At 56.5% G+C, this 19,512-nt stretch carries 16 protein-coding genes; 8 read left to right on the top strand and 8 right to left on the bottom strand.

Annotation, left to right across the window (positions count from 1 at the left end; all coding sequences use genetic code 11):
* Nucleotides 1–167 precede the first annotated feature (167 nt).
* The 5 genes from DSM25558_RS09980 (at nucleotide 168) to DSM25558_RS09960 (ending at nucleotide 5,354) form a co-directional block, all read left to right on the top strand.
* Complete coding sequence (locus DSM25558_RS09980) at nucleotides 168–1,148, top strand: ABC transporter permease (protein WP_077104286.1); 981 nt, start codon at nucleotides 168–170, stop codon at nucleotides 1,146–1,148.
* Between the two features lie 116 nt (nucleotides 1,149–1,264).
* Nucleotides 1,265–2,194, top strand: a complete 930-nt coding sequence (locus DSM25558_RS09975; protein WP_077104284.1) for a sugar ABC transporter substrate-binding protein — start codon at nucleotides 1,265–1,267, stop codon at nucleotides 2,192–2,194.
* A 36-nt stretch (nucleotides 2,195–2,230) separates the two neighbouring features.
* A complete protein-coding gene (locus DSM25558_RS09970) occupies nucleotides 2,231–3,709 on the top strand; it encodes a sugar ABC transporter ATP-binding protein (RefSeq protein WP_077104282.1) in 1,479 nt (492 codons plus the stop codon).
* Between the two features lie 22 nt (nucleotides 3,710–3,731).
* Nucleotides 3,732–4,520, top strand: a complete 789-nt coding sequence (locus DSM25558_RS09965) for an SDR family oxidoreductase (RefSeq protein ID WP_077104280.1) — start codon at nucleotides 3,732–3,734, stop codon at nucleotides 4,518–4,520.
* Between the two features lie 51 nt (nucleotides 4,521–4,571).
* Nucleotides 4,572–5,354: a glucose 1-dehydrogenase gene (locus tag DSM25558_RS09960; protein ID WP_077104278.1), complete on the top strand. Its 783-nt coding sequence runs from the start codon at nucleotides 4,572–4,574 to the stop codon at nucleotides 5,352–5,354.
* 28 nt (nucleotides 5,355–5,382) lie between these two features.
* On the opposite strand, the gene DSM25558_RS09955 is transcribed toward DSM25558_RS09960, so the two are convergent.
* From DSM25558_RS09955 to DSM25558_RS09925, 7 genes are all read right to left on the bottom strand, one after another.
* Nucleotides 5,383–6,330 (bottom strand): sugar kinase, encoded by a 948-nt coding sequence (locus DSM25558_RS09955; RefSeq protein ID WP_077104276.1) that lies wholly within the window; start codon nucleotides 6,328–6,330, stop codon nucleotides 5,383–5,385.
* Between the two features lie 6 nt (nucleotides 6,331–6,336).
* Nucleotides 6,337–7,395: an ABC transporter ATP-binding protein gene (locus DSM25558_RS09950; RefSeq protein WP_077104274.1), complete on the bottom strand. Its 1,059-nt coding sequence runs from the start codon at nucleotides 7,393–7,395 to the stop codon at nucleotides 6,337–6,339.
* 29 nt (nucleotides 7,396–7,424) lie between these two features.
* A complete protein-coding gene (locus tag DSM25558_RS09945; RefSeq protein ID WP_077104272.1) occupies nucleotides 7,425–8,246 on the bottom strand; it encodes a carbohydrate ABC transporter permease in 822 nt (273 codons plus the stop codon).
* A complete protein-coding gene (locus tag DSM25558_RS09940) occupies nucleotides 8,246–9,184 on the bottom strand; it encodes a carbohydrate ABC transporter permease (RefSeq protein WP_077104270.1) in 939 nt (312 codons plus the stop codon). The genes DSM25558_RS09945 and DSM25558_RS09940 overlap by 1 nt, the downstream gene beginning before the upstream one ends.
* Nucleotides 9,184–10,512 carry an ABC transporter substrate-binding protein gene (locus DSM25558_RS09935; protein ID WP_077104268.1) on the bottom strand — a complete coding sequence of 443 codons (1,329 nt, stop codon included), beginning with the start codon at nucleotides 10,510–10,512 and terminating at the stop codon, nucleotides 9,184–9,186. The genes DSM25558_RS09940 and DSM25558_RS09935 overlap by 1 nt, the downstream gene beginning before the upstream one ends.
* 84 nt (nucleotides 10,513–10,596) lie before the next feature.
* Nucleotides 10,597–11,256 (bottom strand): GntR family transcriptional regulator, encoded by a 660-nt coding sequence (locus tag DSM25558_RS09930; RefSeq protein WP_077104266.1) that lies wholly within the window; start codon nucleotides 11,254–11,256, stop codon nucleotides 10,597–10,599.
* Between the two features lie 11 nt (nucleotides 11,257–11,267).
* Nucleotides 11,268–12,152: a dihydrodipicolinate synthase family protein gene (locus tag DSM25558_RS09925; RefSeq protein WP_077104264.1), complete on the bottom strand. Its 885-nt coding sequence runs from the start codon at nucleotides 12,150–12,152 to the stop codon at nucleotides 11,268–11,270.
* A 434-nt stretch (nucleotides 12,153–12,586) separates the two neighbouring features.
* On the opposite strand from DSM25558_RS09925, the gene DSM25558_RS09920 reads away from it, so the two are divergent.
* A complete protein-coding gene (locus DSM25558_RS09920) occupies nucleotides 12,587–15,124 on the top strand; it encodes a DNA translocase FtsK (RefSeq protein WP_371479789.1) in 2,538 nt (845 codons plus the stop codon).
* Nucleotides 15,125–15,181: 57 nt separating this feature from the next.
* On the opposite strand, the gene DSM25558_RS09915 is transcribed toward DSM25558_RS09920, so the two are convergent.
* Nucleotides 15,182–17,179 carry a putative bifunctional diguanylate cyclase/phosphodiesterase gene (locus DSM25558_RS09915; RefSeq protein WP_077104516.1) on the bottom strand — a complete coding sequence of 666 codons (1,998 nt, stop codon included), beginning with the start codon at nucleotides 17,177–17,179 and terminating at the stop codon, nucleotides 15,182–15,184.
* 309 nt (nucleotides 17,180–17,488) lie between these two features.
* Here DSM25558_RS09915 and DSM25558_RS09910 point away from each other — a divergent pair, with 309 nt between their 5' ends.
* Entirely contained in the window at nucleotides 17,489–18,535 is a 1,047-nt protein-coding gene (locus tag DSM25558_RS09910) for a class I SAM-dependent methyltransferase (protein WP_077104260.1), read from the top strand.
* Between the two features lie 129 nt (nucleotides 18,536–18,664).
* On the top strand, nucleotides 18,665–19,486 hold the full coding sequence (locus tag DSM25558_RS09905; protein ID WP_077104515.1) for a bifunctional allantoicase/(S)-ureidoglycine aminohydrolase: 822 nt from the start codon (nucleotides 18,665–18,667) through the stop codon (nucleotides 19,484–19,486).
* Nucleotides 19,487–19,512: the final 26 nt, after the last annotated feature.

Here is a 19,512-nt window from a genome sequence, read left to right as displayed (position 1 = left end):
GAGGGAGATCATGTTTTGCAATTGTGCAGAGGTTAGTTTGAAAAACATAGCCCTTGCCTTCTCTCTTGACAGCAGTAGAAAGGATCGGTAATGAATTTTCCAGCAAGTGTGAATATTTATTCTGATACGGCACGTTACGGCCCTGTGCCGAACCATTGGGAGGAACAATGGCTGCGATTGATCTAAAAGAGCAAAGCCGCTCGTCCAGAAATCCCTTTGCCAAACTCAAGGGAGCGACCGGCCCGCTGATCGGACTGCTGGCGCTGTGCGTTTTCTTAAGTGTTGGCACCGACACGTTCCTGTCCGTCCGTAATGGACTGAACATTCTCGACCAGATTACCGTCATCGGCATCATGGCTGTGGGCATGACCTTCGTCATTCTCATCGGTGGTATCGATTTGTCGGTCGGCTCGGTTCTGGCGCTGTCGATGATGATCATGGGGTGGACAGCCAATGTTGCTGGCCTGCCGATGGGCGTCGCTATTGTTTTTGCGCTCGTTGCATCCGGCGTCAGCGGCCTGATCGTCGGAATATTGATAACCACGTTCAGGGTGCCCGCATTCATCGCTACGTTGGCCATGATGTCGGCGGCCCGTGGTGTCGCAAACATGATCACCGATGGACAGCAAATCGTCGGTTTTCCGGACTGGTTCATGATGCTGGCCATTGACCGCCACTTCGGCGTTCTGACCGCGACAGTCTTCGTCATGCTGGCCGTTCTGATTTCCGCCTGGCTGTTTCTGCAGTTCCGCGCTGAAGGCCGGATGGTCTATGCAGTGGGCGGAAATCCGGAAGTGGCACGCCTGGCTGGCATCAAGGTGCACCTCGTCACCATCGGCGTCTATGTGCTGTGCGCCGTGCTTGCAGGACTTGCGGGCATCGTACTGGCCGCGCGGCTTGATTCAGTCCAGCCGTCGAGTGGTTTTGGTTACGAACTCGATACGATTGCAGCCGTGGTCATCGGTGGCACGTCTCTGACGGGCGGTGCAGGTGGCATTGGCGGCACCCTGATCGGCGTCCTTATTATCGGCGTGCTTCGAAACGGTCTCAACCTGCTCAATGTCTCACCCTTTTTGCAGCAGGTCATCATCGGCGTCGTCATCGTTCTTGCCGTTGGCGCGGAAACGCTCCGTCGCCGTAGAAGCTGATTTTTCCGGGCCGCGTGGCCCGGACATAAGAATTCCCCTTCAAGACATTTGAGGCGGAGCAAAGACCTGAGGGCGGAGGACGTACCAAAAGGTCAGGTTTAACCCAGGAGGAAATAATGAAACTAGCTCGTATTCTGATGACGTCCGCTGCCCTTCTTTCGCTTTCATTCGGTGCCGTGCAGGCAAAGGAAGTGAAGAAAATCGGCCTTGCAGTCGCCAATCTTCAGGCAAACTTCTTCAACCAGATCAAGCAGGCCGTCGAGGCTGAAGCCAAGACACGCGGCATCACGGTCGTCACCGTCGATGCGAAGGGCGATGGCCCGACGCAGGTCAACCAGATCCAGGATCTTCTGACGCAGAACATCGACGCGCTCATCTACATTCCGGCTGGTGCCGCGGCTGCAACCGTTCCCGTGAAGCTGGCAAAGGCTGCTGGCGTTCCCGTTATCAACATCGACCGTAATGCCGATGGTGCACCGGGCGACACATTCCTCGCGACCGATTCAGTGGCTTCCGCCAATGCCGTTTGCAAGCACATCCTCGAAAAGGCCGGCGGCAAGGGTAAGATGGTCATCATCCATGGCCAGAAGGGCACCACGCCTGAAGTTGACCGCACCAAGGGCTGCATGGAAGCTGTAAAAGCATATCCGGATGTCAAGGTCGTTGCCGAACAGTGGTCCAATCTCTGGAGCCAGGATGAAGGTTTCCAGATCATGCAGAACATGCTTCAGGCCAATCCCGACGTTTCGATCGTCTTTGCTCAGGCTGACGGTCTGGCGCTGGGTGCGGCACAGGCCATCAAAGTTGCCAAGCCCACACAGACAATCGCTCTGGGCGGCTTTGACGGTGATACTGCCGCTCTCGAAGCCCTCAAGAACGGTGTCTTCGACGTAACCGCAACACAGCAGACACAAAAGATGGGCCGCGAAGCCGTCGATTCTGCCGTGAAGATCGTTGCCGGTGACAAGGTGCCAGCGGTTCAGTTGCTGGATGCCACTTTGACCACGAAGGACAACGTGGCCGGCTTCATCGCCAACCACCCATAATCTGGTCTTTCGCAAGCAATCAACGGAGGGTGCGACATGGCTGAACCGGTGCTGTCACTGAAGGGCATATCCAAGCGATATGGTCCTTTGGAAGTCGTCAAGAATGTGAGCCTTGATATCTATGCCGGCGAAGTCGTGGCGCTTCTCGGGGAAAACGGTGCGGGCAAGTCCACCTTGTCAGGCATCATTGCCGGGTCTCGCACGCCCTCCGAAGGTTCCATGACATGGCTGGGGCAGCCTTATGCCCCAGCCTCCCCAAGAGAGGCAATCGACAAGGGCGTTGTGCTGATCCACCAGGAACTGCAGTTGCTGCCTGAACTGACGATAGCCGAAAATGTCTTTCTGGGTCGCTGGCCGACCCGTAACGGTGTTGTTGACCGGGCGCAGATGGTCAGCCGCGCGCAAGAACAGATGTCGCGTCTCAACCTGCATATACCCGCCACTCGCAAGGTCGCAGGTCTGTCCACCGCCAACCAGCAACTCGTCGAGATTGCCAAGGCGCTGGCGCTGAATGCCAAGCTTCTCATTTTGGACGAACCGACGGCAGCGCTTGGCGGCGCGGAAACCGAGGCCCTTTTCGAGCAGGTCCGCAAGCTGCGCGCCGAAGGCGTTGGCATCATCTACATTTCCCACCGTATGGATGAAATCCGCAAGATCACCGACCGCATCGTCGTCCTGCGCGATGGTGAGCGCGTCAACGAATTTGCCGATAGTGCAACCCCGGTCAGAACCATCGTTGAAAGCATGGTAGGGCGGCCTCTGGAAAGAATGTTCCCCCAGCGTTCGCTGCCCACGGACAATGTTGTGCTGCAAGTTGCCGGCCTGACATCGGCGGCCAATTCTTTTAGAGACGTGACCTTCGATCTGCATGCGGGAGAGATTCTTGGTATTGCCGGGCTGGTAGGCGCGGGCAGAACCGAATTGGTTCGCGCAATTGCAGGCGCTGATCCCATTCGATCTGGCGCAATCCGCCTCAATGGCAAGGAACTGGCACTGCGCAGCCCATCCGACGCCATCGACAACGGTATTGTCATGGTGCCGGAAGACCGCAAGGATCAGGGTTTGATCGTCTCGCATCGCATCGGCGAAAATTTGATCTACGCCAATCTCGACCAGTTGGGCGGTCGCTGGCTGAGCAGTGGCATGAAGCGCGACTTTGCCAACAATGCAATTTCCAAGTTCGGCGTGAAGGGGCGTGGCGAACAGCCTGCATCCGATCTTTCCGGCGGCAATCAGCAAAAGGTGGTCATTGCCAAATGGCTTGCCCGCAATCCCAGCGTCGTCGTGCTGGATGAACCGACCCGCGGCATCGACGTTGGTGCGCGTGCAGGCATCTACGATATTATCGCCAACCTCGCCAAACAGGGCGTTGCGGTTATCGTCGTCAGCTCCGATCTTGAGGAGGTGCTGGGCGTCTCACACCGTATCCTTGTGCTCGCGCAGGGCAATCAGGCCGGCATTCTTAACCGTGACGAGGCCAATGATGTCTCGATCATGGAACTCGCAACCAGTTGAATTATCAATGAAAGGAAGAGCGATGGCCGACATTACGCTCAATGCTCCCAAGCTTTTCGATCTGTCTGGACAGGTCGCCATCGTTACCGGTGCCGGAAGCGGCATCGGCCAGAGGATTGCCATCGGTCTGGCACAATGCGGTGCCGACGTGGCGCTGCTCGATCGTCGCAGTGATGATGGTCTGGCCCAGACGGCGGAATTCATCCGGTCTGCGGGACGCAGGTCCATCCAGATTGCGGCAGACGTGACGAGCAAGTCGGCTCTGGTTGACGCTGTCAGTCGCACCGAAACCGAACTTGGAAATCTTTCCCTTGCCGTCAACGCCGCTGGCATCGCCAATGCCAACCGCGCCGAGGATATGGAAGAAGATCAGTATCAGACCCTGATGGATATCAATCTCAAGGGAATTTTCCTGTCCTGCCAGGCGCAATCGCGCGCCATGCTGAGACATGGTAAGGGGTCCATCGTCAATATCGCCTCCATGTCCGGCGTCATCGTCAATCGCGGCCTCAATCAGGCGCACTACAATGCCTCCAAGGCAGGCGTCATCCACATGTCGAAGTCGATGGCGATGGAATGGGTGGATCGCGGAATCCGGGTCAACACCATCTCGCCGGGCTACACGGCAACGCCGATGAACACCCGCCCGGAAATGGTGCACCAGACAAAGCTTTTCGAAGAGCAGACACCGATGCAGCGTATGGCAAGCGTCGATGAAATGGTCGGTCCCGCCGTCTTCCTCCTGTCCAACGCCGCAAGCTACGTCACGGGTGTCGATCTGCTGGTGGATGGTGGTTTCTGCTGCTGGTGAGAGGCGGCTAACCTCTCAGAACTCACCCAAACACCATCAAATGGAGGTCGCATGTCCCGGTTTCATAACAAGACGGTCGTCATAACCGGCGGTAGTCGCGGCATCGGTGCCGCAATTGCCAAGCGCTTTGCGGAGGAGGGGGCCAACCTCGTGGTCTCCGCCAATGAAGAGGCGGTTCACGCCGTGGCTGAACAGATAAAGGCGGATGGCGGAAAAGCCATTTCGGTTGTCGGGGATGTCACCAGCAAGGCTGATGTCGTCGCGCTTTACGATGCAGCCGAAAAGGCATTCGGCTCCGTCGATGTGTCCATCCAGAATGCAGGCGTCATCACCATCGCCAAAATCGAGGACATGACCGAAAACGAGTGGGACAAGGTCATGGCGGTCAACACCAAAGGTGTTTTCCTCTGCGCCCAGGAAGCGATTGCCCGTATGCGCAAGCACAAGCGTGGTGGGCGCATCATCAACACGGCATCCGGGCAGGCGCGTGACGGTTTCATCTACACACCACATTACGCCGCATCCAAAATGGGTGTCGTTGGCATCACTCAGAGCCTTGCAAAAGAGGTGGCGGTGGAAGCCATCACCGTCAACGCCTTCTGCCCCGGCATCATCGAAACCGATATGTGGGCTTATAATGACGAGGCGTGGGGCAAGCTGCTGGGAACCTACGCGCCAGGAGAACTCATGAAGGAATGGGTTCAGGGCATTCCCATGAAGCGTGCGGGCTCCGGTGCGGATGTCGCTGGTCTCGTGACGTTCCTTGCAAGCGATGATGCTGCCTATATCACCGGCCAGACCATCAATGTCGATGGCGGTCTGATCATGTCCTGATGCAGGTCATTTCGCAGGCTGCTCTCAATCACGGCTCGTGAAGCGTTGATATCCACTGATGAAGCCGAGCCTCTGTTTCGGCTCTCGTCGGTGTACCTGCACGACCGCCGAAGACAGTACATTTAAGAGCGGCAGCGACCGAGGACAATTGAATGGCTTCGCGGCTTTTGATGCCTTCCGCAATCGCAAGGGCGAATGTACCGTGGAACACGTCTCCGGCCGCCAGCGTATCGATGGCATCCACTTTCAGTGTCGACTGGAAATGAACAGCCGAATTGTTCGGCTCCGTCCAATAGCAGCCCGCAGGTCCTGCGGTGACGGCAATGAAGGTCTGTGGATAGCGTGCATGCAAGATCGGCAACATCGCGGGCACATCGCTGGTGTCCGTCAGCCGTTCGGCAGCAGGTTCTGAAAAGATAATGTGCGTTGCCGCCGGTGCGAGCCGTTCCAGCGTTTCCACGGGCGCAACATCGCCATCGAGAACGGCATGTTTACCGAGTGAGCGTGCAAGCGTCAGCACATCGAATGCCAAGTCCGGCCAGCGCACATCCACCAGAACGGCATCAAAGGGTGCCAAGTCTTCCGTCGTGCAGGAGCGCTTGGTCTCATGCAGTTTATGATCGTAAAACGGCACGATCAGCCGCTCGCCATTGTCATCGATAATGATCGTCGAGAGGGCTGAGCGTGCGCCTTTTGCGACTGTCATACCCGATGTATCGATGCCGCTTTCGGTGAGGTCGCGAAGAATGCGGCGGCCCGTCTCATCGTCGCCCACGGCACCCCACAGGCTGGCGCGGCCGCCCATGCGGTGAACCGTATAAGCGGCGCTCGATGCCATGCCTTCGGCAATCTGCAGCATGTCGTAGGGCAGCACCTTGCCTTGGCCGGTGGGCATGTCGTGTACCCTGAACAGCGTGTCCAGCACGGCAGCACCCACGCACAACACATGCTTGCCGTGTTTTTCGTTTTCACCCATGGACGATCAGATTCGCTTGCCTGTTTCCCGGTCGAACAGATGCACGGAGGCGGGATCAATGGCAATGCTGACGGTGTCGCCAAAGCGGATATCCAGTCGCTCGCGGAACAGGCAGGCAATGTCCTCGCCCATGCAATCCAGCTTCGCATAGATTTCCGAGCCTGTGCCTTCGACCAACCCAACCCGGCCTGCGATCCCGTTTTCGGCAACACGGATATGTTCAGGTCTGATGCCATAGACGAGATCACGCCCGCCGAGTTCAGCGGGATTTGCCGTCTGAGGCAGGGGCAGTGTCAGCCCCTTGGAGGTGCGGAAGACGCCTTCTTCTACGCGGCCACGAATGAAGTTCATCGCGGGTGAGCCAATGAAACCAGCCACGAAGAGGTTGGCGGGGCGGTCATAAAGCTCAAGCGGCGCGCCGATCTGCTCGATGACGCCATCATGCAGCACCACGATCTTGTCGGCCATTGTCATGGCTTCCACCTGGTCATGGGTCACATAAATGGTGGTGGTGCCGATGCGCTGATGCAGGGCCTTGATTTCACCGCGCATCTGCACCCGCAGCTTGGCATCAAGGTTGGACAGGGGCTCATCGAATAAGAAGACCTGCGGGTCGCGCACCAGGGCGCGGCCCATGGCGACGCGCTGGCGTTGCCCGCCGGAAAGCTGGCGTGGGAAACGATCCAGCAGCTTGTCGAGACCCAGAATAGCGGCCGCCTTGTTGACCTTCTCGGCGGTTTCGTTGGCGCTGACCTTCTTGAGCTTCAGCGCAAAACCCATATTTTCTTTAACCGTCATGTGCGGATAAAGGGCGTAGTTCTGGAAAACCATGGCGATATCGCGATCACGGGCAGGCAGATTGCTGACCTCCCGTGCGCCAATGCGGATTTCGCCGTCGCTGACTTCTTCCAGACCCGCAATCATGCGCAGCAGGGTGGATTTGCCGCAGCCGGAGGGGCCGACGAGGACGACGAATTCACCATCGCCAATATCGATATCGATGCCGTGGATGACGTTGACTGCGCCGAAGCGCTTTTGAACATTTTGAATATTGACCGGTGCCATGGTTTTGATCCCGTAATGAATTTAATGAGTTAACCGCCTTTGACAGCGCCGGCTGTAAGGCCTGCAACGATCTGCTTCTGCGCGAACATCGTGAGCAACAGCACTGGCAGCGTGACGATCAGCGCCGCGGCCGCAAGCGGACCCCAACTGACCTGCTCGAAGGACAGCATGTTATAGACCGCGACCGGCAGGGTGCGCGTTTCACGGCTGGCCAGCACGATGCCGAAGACGAAGTTGTTCCAAGAGAAGATGACGGCGAGAATGAAGGACACGACGATGCCAGGTTTGGCGATGGGCAGAGCCACGAGCCGGAAGACCTGCCATGACGACGCGCCGTCCATACTGGCTGCTTCCTCGAGTTCCTTCGGCGTCGTTTCGAAATAGCCGATCATGATCCAGACCACGATGGGTACGGTGACGACCAAGTGGATGATGATCTGCGGCCACAGCGTGCCCAGCAGGTTCAGCCATTGGAACAGGAGAAACAGCGGAATGAGGAAGGAAAGGCCTGGCGTCATGCGTGCAATCATGATGACGATCGCCGCCTTCTCCGCCTTCAACCGCGCGATGCCGTAACCGGCGGGAACGCCGATGACGAGTGCGAGGAAGGTTGCCGCGCCGGTGACGAGCACAGAATTCCAGAAATAGAGGAAGAAGTTGTTCTCCTCGAACACCTTCACATAGTTCGACCACGCGATGCGTTCCGGAATGAGGATGGGCGGATAGGCTCCGTTGTCGATTTCGTATTTCAGCGAGAGCGAGATCATCCAGAGGAAAAATAGGATGACCGGCGAAATCATCACGAGCGCGACGAAGAACAGGCCAATCTTATTGAGCGTCTTGCGTTTCATCAGCGATCCTCCATCTCGTTCCATTGGGTGCGGGCACGTACCATCAAGAGTACGAAGGACAGCGCGACGATGACGATGAAGAACACGACGGCCATGGCCGAGCCGTAACCGATGTCGTAATAGGCAAAGGCCGTGTTGTAGAGATAGATGTTGATCGTTTCAGATGCCGTACCGGGTCCGCCCTGCGTCATCGCATAGATGATGTCGAAGCTTTTAACGGCGTCGATGGAACGGATGATGACGGCGATCATCAGGAAGGGCGCGATCATCGGCATGGTGAGATAGCGGAACTTCTGCCAGGCATTGGCACCGTCGATTTCAGCACTTTCATAGGGCTCACGCGGCACGGCGGCGAGACCACCGAGAACGATGAGCATGACGAGCGGAGTCCACTGCCATGTTTCCACCAGCACCAAAGAGGGAATGACGGTCGACTGGTTATAGATCCACTCCAGCGGGCCAATGCCGATGAAGGACAAGAGATAGTTTAAGACGCCAAGCTGGGGATGGTACATCATGGTCCAGACGAGTGCGATGGCAACCGGAGTTGCCATCATCGGCATGACGAAAATGCCACGCAGAAAACCGCGTAATGGAAATTCCGCATCGAACAGCAATGCCGCCAGCGTACCCAGAAACAAGGGCGCGACAACCGATAGCGTCGTATAGACCAGCGTATGCCAGAGCGATTCCCAGAACCGCGCATCGCTTGCCAGACGGATGTAGTTGTCGAAACCGATGAAGCTCTGTTCCTGCCCCAGCGTCCAGCGCTGCGCGCTCATCCACAGAGTAAACACCCATGGAAAAACGATCACCGCTGCGATGACGACGAGGGCGGGTATGACGAAAGGCCAGTAATTGGGAGCAAGCCGCGTGGGCTTGCTCCTTCTGATGACTTTCGTCGTCTTGGCTGTGTTTTCGATGCTGACGGACACCATTATCCCTCGCTACGTGCCAGAACAGGTGCGAACTGTTCGGTCGCTTTCTTGAGTTCGGCTGCCGGGTCTGCGCCACCAATCATGTTGGTGAGGCCGACGCCGTAGATGTCGCGGAATTCCGTGACCGGGATGATGACGGGAAGGGCCAACTTGGAAACCTTGCCGGAACCGACGACCGCATCCAGCCACTCCGCTGGCATCTTCACGCCTTCGCGAACTTTGGCATCTTCCAGAATGGACTGACGGAACGGCACGCCTGCACCAGCCTGCAACAGGCGGGCACCCATTTCGTGGGAAATCGCCCATTGGCAGAAGAGGTAAGCTGCTTCTTTCTTGGTGGAGGCTTCGACCACGCCAAGGCCGTCCCCGAACGTGCCTGCAGCCTGTTGCGCCGGACCCTTCGGCATGACGCCGTAGCCTGCCTTGCCGACGACGCGCGACTTTTCCGGGTTTTCGATAGGCGGTGCAAAGCCGACGCCATCCAGCCACATGCCGATCTTGCCCTGCAGGAAGGCAGACTGCGCCTCTGCCCAGTTGAACCCGGAAACGCCGGGAGGTGCCGCTTTGGTCATCAGGCGTTGGTAAAGCGTTGCCGCTTCCACTGCTTCCTTGGTTGTGGCGTCGATCTTACCATCTACGATTGGCGCTGCGCCGTAACCCAGCATCAGCGATGTCCAGACCGGCGTATTGGCATTTTTCAGGCCGCGTGCCACGAAGCCATAGGTGTTGGTGGACGGATCGGTCAGCGCTTCCGCTGCAGCAACGAGCTCGTCGAAAGTCTGCGGATATTTCAGGCCCTTGGCTGCAAACAATTCCTTGTTCCAGTAAAGAATCCAGTAATCCACCGAGAAGGGAAGGGAGCGCAGAACGCCATCGCTATCCTTGGCAAACTGCATGCCTGCTTCGGCAAAATCGCTCTCGACCAGCGAAGGATCTGTCAGTGTAGGGTCTTTCAGGAAGCCGCTGATATCGGCCAGCCACTTGCCCTTTTCGAACTGGCGCTTCTGGACGTGATAGCTCAGGTGAACCACGTCGAAACTTGGTCTGCCGGAGGACAGTTCGATGACGACTTTCTGGCGCTGCTGCTGTTCAGGCGTCGCCTCGGCATTGACCTTGATGCCGGTCAGCTCTTCGAATTCCTTGATGTATTTCAGAAGCGTTTCGCTGCGCGGGCTTTTGACGAGATTGACTTCCAGCGTCGTGCCAGCGTGCTTCTTCCAGTCGACGGCAGCGGCGGCTGGGCGAATGCCGAATGCGGCAGTGCCGGCAATAGCTGCCGTTCCGGCCATGAATGCACGGCGTGTGGGATTGAGCAGTGAATGCGTCATGTGTTCCTCCTCCTGTTTGGCCGAAAATCTCCTCACCTTCGGCCGATGATTTATAGTCCGTTCCTCATCGGATCGACCGATGGTCTAAACTGCTAGAGCCCGGTCTCTCGCATTGCGAATGTGGGCGACCAGTCTTTCCGCCGCTTCTTCCGGTGCCCGTCGCTCGATGGCTTCGAGAATGGTCAGATGCTCCGCCATCACAGATTTGACGTGACCGGCAATGCGAAAGCGCTCCTGGTTGATCAGTCGCATCTTGATCGAATTGACCCGGTAGGCATTCGAGATGATGGAGTTGCCGAGCGAGTCGATGAAAGCATCGTGCATGCCCCAATCAACGGCCTGAGCACGCGCATCCAGTTCCGGCGAAGTCTTGCCGCTTTGCGCTGCCTCCCCAATATCGCGGTGCTCCTTTATCATCCCTGCAATCGTGTCGTCGGAAGCTGTGCGCGTAAAAATAGCGACTGCTTCCTTCTCCATGAAAATGCGAAACTGAAACGCCTCACGGATGAGGTTGATGTCGATATGCGCCACCTGAAGCCCACGCTGCGGCACAGTCTTGATCAACCCGTCCGCTTCCAGCCGTGGAATGGCCTCACGGATTGCGCCAAGTGGCAATCCTGTCAGTTCCACGAGGCGACGTTGGGAAATGAACTGGCCTGGGCGAACATCGCGCGCGAGAAGGTGGAGCGTGAAGCTCTCATAGGCCTTTTCGCGCAACGTGGTCTGTTCGCCAGTGTCATCCATGCATTTTCTTTCTAAGCCGCTTGGCTGCGGAAAAGCGACTCGAACGCCGCCACAAGCTTTGTACGGTTTTCAGCGGAAATGGAAACCAGTGGTGGACGTACGGAATTCCATATGTTCTCGCCGGTCACATGCGAGACGAGCACCTTCACCGCAGGCGTAACCGGATATTTCAACAGTTCACCGACAAGGTCCAAGACGCGGGGGTCATCCACACCGTCCACAGCCATGGCGCGGACTTCATTTGGAAGGAAATTTGCGCAGCCAGAAATGGCACCCTGACCGCCGAGGCGAACACCTTGTGCCAGATGACGTTCGTCTCCGATGAGGATGATGAGGTCACGGTGTTCGGCCAGCAGTCTTTGCGTGTAAGGCCAGTCACCGGACGAATCCTTTACGCCGGTAACGATGCCCGGAAATGCGTGACGCAGGCGGCCGATCAATTCGACCGAAAGCGCGACCATGGTGACCGAGGGGATGTTATATACGAGAATGTCGCGCGCCTTGTCTCCAAGCTGCTGAAAAACAGCTGAGAACCATTCGAACAGGCCTTCATCGCTGACATTCTTGAAATAGGATGGTGGCGCGAGGAGAATGTTGCGCACGCCAGCATCGAGAGCGGCTCCGGCTTGATCGGCGGCATCTTGCGCTGAGTCGACCAGAACACCTGCGACGAGAGACGTTGGATCAATGCCCGCGTCCAGACACGCCGACAAGACCTCGGCCCGTTCCCTGTTGCCGATGGAGCTGCCTTCACCGGTCGTTCCAAACAGTGTGACGCTGTTGCAGCCAGCGGCTAGCGAGCGCTTGGCTTGCGCAACCAGTGTCGGGAAATCAATGCTTCCGTCCTGCGCAAAAGGGGTTGTGAGTGCTGCCGAAAGGCCGAATTTACCAGTCAATGTCCTGCTCCTCCTGAACTGACCATCATCTGATACGACATTAACATGTTAGTTGTAAAGTCAATATTTGTTAGACTTGACTGACTATTGGATAAATTGAGTTTAGTAACGATTTAAAGAGGTTATGATGTCGGTAAGTAGCTGGAATAACTGCGATTTTCATTTGTATCTGCAGATTTCGGCCGCGTGGCCGTGCAGACACAGCCATAAATAAGATGATGAAAACGCATCCGAGAGGGGCCGTTGGCAACATGTGATTAACCTTTATTTTCTATCTCATTTGTTGTGCCGAATGTCCGTTTATGATGAGTGTACAGGCTGTGATGCGTTTTCCTCGATCGAATTCAAACTATTCCCTCAACATGATAGATGAGCGAGGACAGGAACAGTCCATTGCGGAGCCTAGCGCTTCTCAAGACATCCGCCCTGAGTTGATGCCGTTAACGGCAGATCAGCGTGCCGTTATAGGGCATAATGCCGACCAGAACGCAGCCAATGCGATCGAGGGCCGTGAAGAGATGCCTTTGTGGCAAAACCACTTTACGCTTGGGCCAAATGTACGTTTTACCCGCACGCCGCAAAATCTTGTTGCTGGAAAGCAGGCTCCAACCTCTGCGCAAAGCAGAGCCGAGACTGAAATCGCGCCTGTGGCTGCTGCGCCAGAGCCAGCGGCGGTTGCCGCCGTCGAAAAGACCGCGCCGAAGCAAGAGACTGTAGAACGCCGAATCGCAAAACCAGCCGTGCTGCCGCAGCCGCCCGGCGCAACAGGAGCGCTTGCGTTGACCTACCGTCTGCGCCGCGAACTGGCTTTGCGTCAGGAGCAGGAAGCATTCGCGCCGATCGAAGCCGCTGCCGACGTAACGCAGGTATCGGACGCAGTCAGTGCCGAACAGATAGACGTTGCATGTTTTCCGACAGAGCAGCCCGCCGCTTCATTCAACGTTCCTGCCTTTGCAGAAGTCCTGTCCGACGAAATGTTCTGGGAAGCGATGAGCCTGGATGTCGGGACGACCATCCTTCCACCGTCCCAGCCTATGCGGCTTGCGGAACTGGCGCGCATCAAGGCACAACGGGTCGCTGCAGCACCGGTGCCCGCCGCTGTCGTAAAGCCTGCTCCGCGTCCGGCGCAGGTCATCCGGCAACCACTTCCAGCCATTGAAAAGCCGGCGTTCATCAAGCCGGAAGGCTCAGCCGTTGCGCTCTATCGGCAGGTCGATGTCCGCCCTGTGCAACAGTCCGATATCCAAGAGGTTGAACAGGTTGAGGTCGTCGCTGCGGTCGAAGAGCCAATGCCTGCTCCTGCCGTTGTCGAGGAAGCGGTGGTCGAACCTGTCGCGCTGACCGCGCCGCGCCGTGAAATGCGCACGGTTGCCCGCAACGCCAATCAGCCGATGTTCCTGGACGCGCCGGTTTTCGGTGAGGGTGAATACGAATTTCCACCGATCGATCTGCTTCAAAAGCCGCAGGTTCTACAAACCACGACGATGACGCCTGAAGCGCTGGAACAGAGTGCTGGCCTTCTGGAAAGCGTGCTGGAAGATTTCGGCATCAAGGGCGAAATCATCGATGTGCGTCCCGGTCCGGTCGTGACGCTTTATGAATTCGAGCCCGCCCCCGGTGTTAAATCTTCGCGTGTCATCGGCTTGTCGGACGATATCGCTCGTTCCATGTCGGCGCTCTCTGCCCGCGTTGCTGTGGTGCCCGGCCGCAACGTCATCGGTATCGAGCTGCCGAACCCGGTTCGCGAGACGGTGTATTTCCGCGAACTGATCGAATCCCCGGATTATTCCGAAACGCGCATGAAACTGGCGCTTTGCCTTGGCAAAACCATTGGCGGCGAGCCTGTCGTGGCGGAACTGGCCAAGATGCCGCATCTTCTGGTCGCGGGCACCACCGGTTCCGGTAAATCTGTTGCAATCAATACCATGATCCTGTCGTTGCTCTACCGGTTGAAGCCGGAAGAGTGCCGCCTGATCATGGTCGATCCCAAGATGCTGGAGTTGTCCGTTTATGACGGCATTCCGCACCTGCTGACACCTGTCGTAACCGACCCGAAGAAAGCCGTCATGGCGCTGAAGTGGGCGGTCCGGGAAATGGAAGACCGGTATCGCAAGATGTCGCGTCTGGGTGTTCGCAATATCGATGGCTATAATGCCCGTGCGGCTTCTGCCCGTGCCAAGGGTGAAACCGTCATGTGCAATGTGCAGACCGGGTTTGATCGCGCCACCGGCGAAGCCGTCTACGAGCAGGAAGAGATGGACCTGACGGCCATGCCTTACATCGTCGTTATCGTCGATGAAATGGCCGATCTGATGATGGTGGCGGGTAAGGAAATCGAAGGCGCTATTCAGCGTCTGGCGCAGATGGCCCGTGCCGCCGGTATTCACCTCATCATGGCAACGCAGCGTCCATCGGTCGATGTCATCACAGGCACCATCAAGGCCAACTTCCCGACGCGTATCTCCTTCCAGGTCACGTCCAAGATCGATAGCCGTACCATTCTGGGCGAGCAGGGTGCTGAGCATCTGCTGGGGCAGGGCGATATGCTGCACATGGTTGGCGGTGGGCGCATTTCTCGTGTGCACGGTCCATTCGTTTCGGATGAAGAGGTCGAAAAGGTCGTCGCGCATCTGAAAACACAGGGACGTCCCGAATATCTGGGCACCGTTACCGAAGACGCAGACGAGGCGGATGAGGGCGTGGAAGAAGACAGCGCCGTTTTCGACAAATCGGCCATGGGTGAAGACGACACGGCAGACCTTTACGAAAAGGCCGTAAAGGTCGTGCTGCGCGACAAGAAATGCTCGACGTCATATATCCAGCGTCGCCTCTCCATCGGCTATAATCGCGCAGCCTCTCTGGTTGAGCGCATGGAGCAGGAAGGCATCGTCGGACCTGCGAACCATGTCGGCAAGCGGTCGATCATCGTCGGTGAGCGCGAGATGTGCGAAGTGCCGGGTGCGATCGACTGAGACGTCAGCTCATGAAGAATATGAAACCCGGCGACGCACAAGTGCCGGGTTTTTCATTCAAGCAGGGCGCATAAGGCCGGTGCGGGGGAGGTAACGTGTAGAGCAGCCTTCGAGCTTGTCCACCGGGGCAGGGCGCCCCACATAATAGCCCTGGACCTGATCGATCCGCAGCTCTTTCAACAGCTCAAGTTGCTCGGCGGTCTCGACGCCTTCGACCAGTATCTTGTGGCCGCGGTTGCGAATGAGGCCGATGATATCGCTCAACATTGCCCTGCCGCGCGGTGTCATGCCGTCATGAAGGAAAGACTTGTCGATTTTCACAGTGTCGAAGTCGATCAGGCGCAGCCACGACAGTCCAGCAAAGCCGGTGCCGAAGTCATCCAGCCAGATTTTGATGCCCAGCGTCTTGAGATCGCTGATGCAACGCAGGACATCTGAATTCATATCCATCTCAAGACCTTCGGTAATCTCGAAAGCGAGCCTGCCGCCGGATACGCCCACATCACCCAGAATGGCGGCGATGGAGGTAGCAAAGCCTGGGCTTTTCAACTGAATTGGCGAAACATTGACGCTGACGACTGACATCCTGTCGCAACGGATGACCTGCTGGCAGGCAGTACGCACGGCCCAAAGGCCAAGTTCCATGATGGTGCCGGTGCGTTCCGCGATTGGAATGAATATGCTGGGTGGTACAGACGTTCCATCCAGCAGCTTCAGCCGCATCAGAGCCTCCACGCCATCGATCTTGCCGGACGAAAGGTTCTTGATCGGCTGATAGACAAGCGAAACCAGATCTTGCTCAATCGCAATATTGAGAAGAGCTGCGACGTTTTCCGTATCGTCGCTGTTGTGGGGATCGTTTGGATCGAACAGCTTGACCGTGTTGCGACCATTCGCCTTGGCGAGATACAGCGCGCGGTCGGCCTCGTTGACGATGCGCTCCAGCTTCGGATCGGGCTGTGGCCGCGTGAAGGACGCACCGACGCTGACGGTGATGACGGACGTGCCGTCCCGCCGTCTCTCATGTGCCAGGGCCATGCCCTCTACGGTTTTTCGCAGTGTCTCGGCTATGTCTTCAATGTCTTTGTGCGTTCTGAACCGGGCAAGCGCGATGAATTCTTCGCCACCATAACGTCCGATCACCGCGTCGAAACGGCTCATGCTGGTTTCCAGCATCTGCGCGACCTGTATCAGGCAACGGTCACCTTCCTGATGGCCGTAATAGTCATTGTACTTCTTGAAGAAATCGACATCGATCAGAAACACCGCGAAATTATGCTCGGCCTTGATCCACTCATCCCACAGCTGACGCAACCTGCTGTCGATTGCCCTACGATTTTCAAGGCCCGTCAACGGATCGGTGTTGGAAAGCCGCAAAAGCGCTTCGCCGCGATCTTCCGCCTCCTTCTGCTGCACCTTGGCTTCGATGGCGTTGAGGAACACATGGTAGCGCTCGCGGTTAAGACGCAGGTTCACGTAGGACGTGAAGGCGAAGCAAGTGAGGTAAAAGGTACCAAAGGCAATCAGGTAATAGATATCTTCATGGAAATAGCTCAGCGCGACGAAATAAGTCCCGAGGATCAGGCTGGACGCGATCAGCGACAGCTTGAAATTGAAGGTGAAGAAAAGGTTCGCCCCCATCATGAATATCGCGCCGAAAACCATGTAATAGGACATGTTGGTGACGTGACTGCTCATCATCGCTGGCAAAAGCCAGCCGATATAGCTGCTGACCACCGCAGCAGCGCAGGTGATGTCCATCTGGTCCGTCTTCACTTCGGCGCGGACCTGCATTTCCAACGTCATCAGCGCTAAAATGCCGACAACGAAACGGACGAACATCGTATGGATGGCGACGTCTGGAATGAGAAGAAGGTCGGTTAGCGAGAACATCAGATAGATTGGCCCGGAGGCCCAAAGGCCTCGCCGTATCGCCAGTCGTCTTTTCGTATCGGCTTCGTCCAAGAAGAGTGCGCGCATCGTATCAGCCGATCTCTTACGAGAAGCGTCCGCATGCAAATCAAACTCAACCACGTCTGCTAAACTGTGCTTCATGCACTGACCCATTGGTTGCAATAATTTCGCAATAATGCCTTCGCTATTCCGCCGATTGTTCGACAAACCTGCTCCAAGACTTTGGTCTTTCATGCGCGGATTGCAGAGTAACAACGAGCGCCGAACTCTATTCCGGTGCAGATTAAGTTTCTTTGAATCCCCAGCAGGAAAAGCTTGGGTATTAGATTTACCTTAAACGTGAATACCTAGAAATAAATTGCTGCAACGCAAGATTCTACTGTTTCCGCCCCTCGCCATCCCGTTCAAATTGTTATAGCGTTAACAATGTGTTAAACGTTGGAGGTGTTGGTGTCCCAGCTCAAGAATAAATCATTCGACGGAGAGAGTTTGATCACTCCGGAAGCCATATCCCAGGAAATTTTTGCCAAGAGAGGGGAGCTATTTCAAGAGCAGTTGGTGCTCGGACAAGCAGAGCTTGCCCTCATTCTCAATTTGGCACAACAGCAATTTATTGGGAACAATTTCCCACAGAACATTATACATTCAGTCGCCGAGAGATTGCATCGACTACGAAAAAAATACCATTCTGGAGTGTGGAAAGAGCTTATTCCCATCGCTCAAAACCACGCTGTCGCCGAATATTTGCATCAGGATCCGTTTACCAATTGGTCTTTCGAAAAGCCGCGTGGCTATTCCGGTGACGCACAACTGCTCGATTTCATTTATGGGCACGAAGCTGTTGCCGATAAGGTGAGTGCAGCATCTCCTTTGGGCGCGGCACTTTATGAATGCACCAGAAACTCTTTATCCTCGGCCGCAGTGCGCGAACGCCTGGATATTCTGACACGCTACGTCGACCAGATTGCTGAGCAGAAGGGGCCGGAAACCGAAATACTGACGGTGGCAGCAGGGCATCTCCGCGAAGCCAGTCGGTCGAAGGCCTTGGCAAAAGGCCAGATCAAGCGGTGGGTCGCGCTCGATCAGGACCCGATGAGTATCGGCGCAATTGCAAGAGACTTTAGCGGCACCGCTATCGAAGCTATCGACGGGTCGGTTCGCGGCCTCATGTCCCGCAAGCATGACCTTGGAAAGTTCGATTTCGTCTACGCCGCAGGCCTTTACGATTATCTCGTCGATAAGGTGGCAATCACTTTGACACAGCGTTGCCTTGACATGCTGAAACCGGGCGGCACATTCCTGTTCGCCAACTTCGCACAGGATATTGACGACGACGGTTTCATGGAGACCTTCATGAACTGGGCGCTGCTGCTGCGCTCGAAGGCGGACATGTGGAGCATCATCAATGCCAGCATCGATCCGTCGGCCTTCGAAGCGGAGGTGTTTTTCGGAGAAAACCGCAATATCGTTTACGGCGTCATCCGGAAAAAGGTTTGATCCTTTAGGGAAATTGCAAGCCGCGCTGCTGTGGAGGTGGCGCGGCTTGCGCCTGACGAAATGAAGATTCCATTTGGCTCTGAAAGGCTCTAAAGCATTCTATGACGTAGCATGGCTTTGGAGTGCATCATGGAAAACAAACGGTATTATTCTGATTTTGGCGGGCTTCCGGGCCAGACGGAGCTTCTGTCCAGCAAGGCGACATTCACGACTGCCTATGCGGTCATTCCAAAGCGCGTGATGTCTGACATCGTCACCAGTGTCCTTCCCCACTGGCGTGACACACGGGCGTGGATCATTTCTCGCCCGATGACGGGATTTTCCGAGACCTTTGCGCAATATGTCATGGAAGTTTTGCCCGGTGGCGGCAGCGAAAAGCCTGAGCCGGATCCACGTGCACAGGCCGCAATTTTTGTGGTCGATGGCGAGATGACAATCGAGCATGAGGGCCAGCAACATGCAATGCGGTCCGGTTCCTTCGCATATATTCCCGCTGGTCATGCGTGGACAATCAAGGGCATCGGGTCGGTTCCCGCCAAGTTCCACTGGGTCCGCAAAGTGTTCGATGTCGTGGAGGGGCTCGAGCTGCCACCAGCCATCTTCACCCATGAAGATGAGCATGAATTGTCTGCGATGCCGGATACGGATGGCAAATGGGCAACGACCCGCTTCATCGATCCCGCTGACGGTCGCTACGATATGCACCTCAACATCGTGACATTCGAGCCAGGCGCGACCATTCCCTTCATGGAAACCCATGTCATGGAACACGGGCTTTTCGTGTTGGAAGGCAAAGCCGTCTATCGCTTGAACAATGACTGGGTCGAAGTCGAGGCCGGTGATTTCATGTGGCTGCGCGCATTTTGCCCGCAGGCCTGTTACGCAGGCGGCCCCGGACGCTTCCGCTACCTGCTCTACAAGGATGTGAACAGGCATGTGAAGCTCTGGTAATCGACTTCGATACCAAAGCTTCTGTC

The sequence above is a fragment of the Agrobacterium sp. DSM 25558 genome (assembly GCF_900100825.1).
In the GTDB taxonomy this organism is placed as follows: Bacteria; Pseudomonadota; Alphaproteobacteria; order Rhizobiales; family Rhizobiaceae; genus Agrobacterium.
This window is presented reverse-complemented; position numbering and strand designations above follow the sequence as displayed.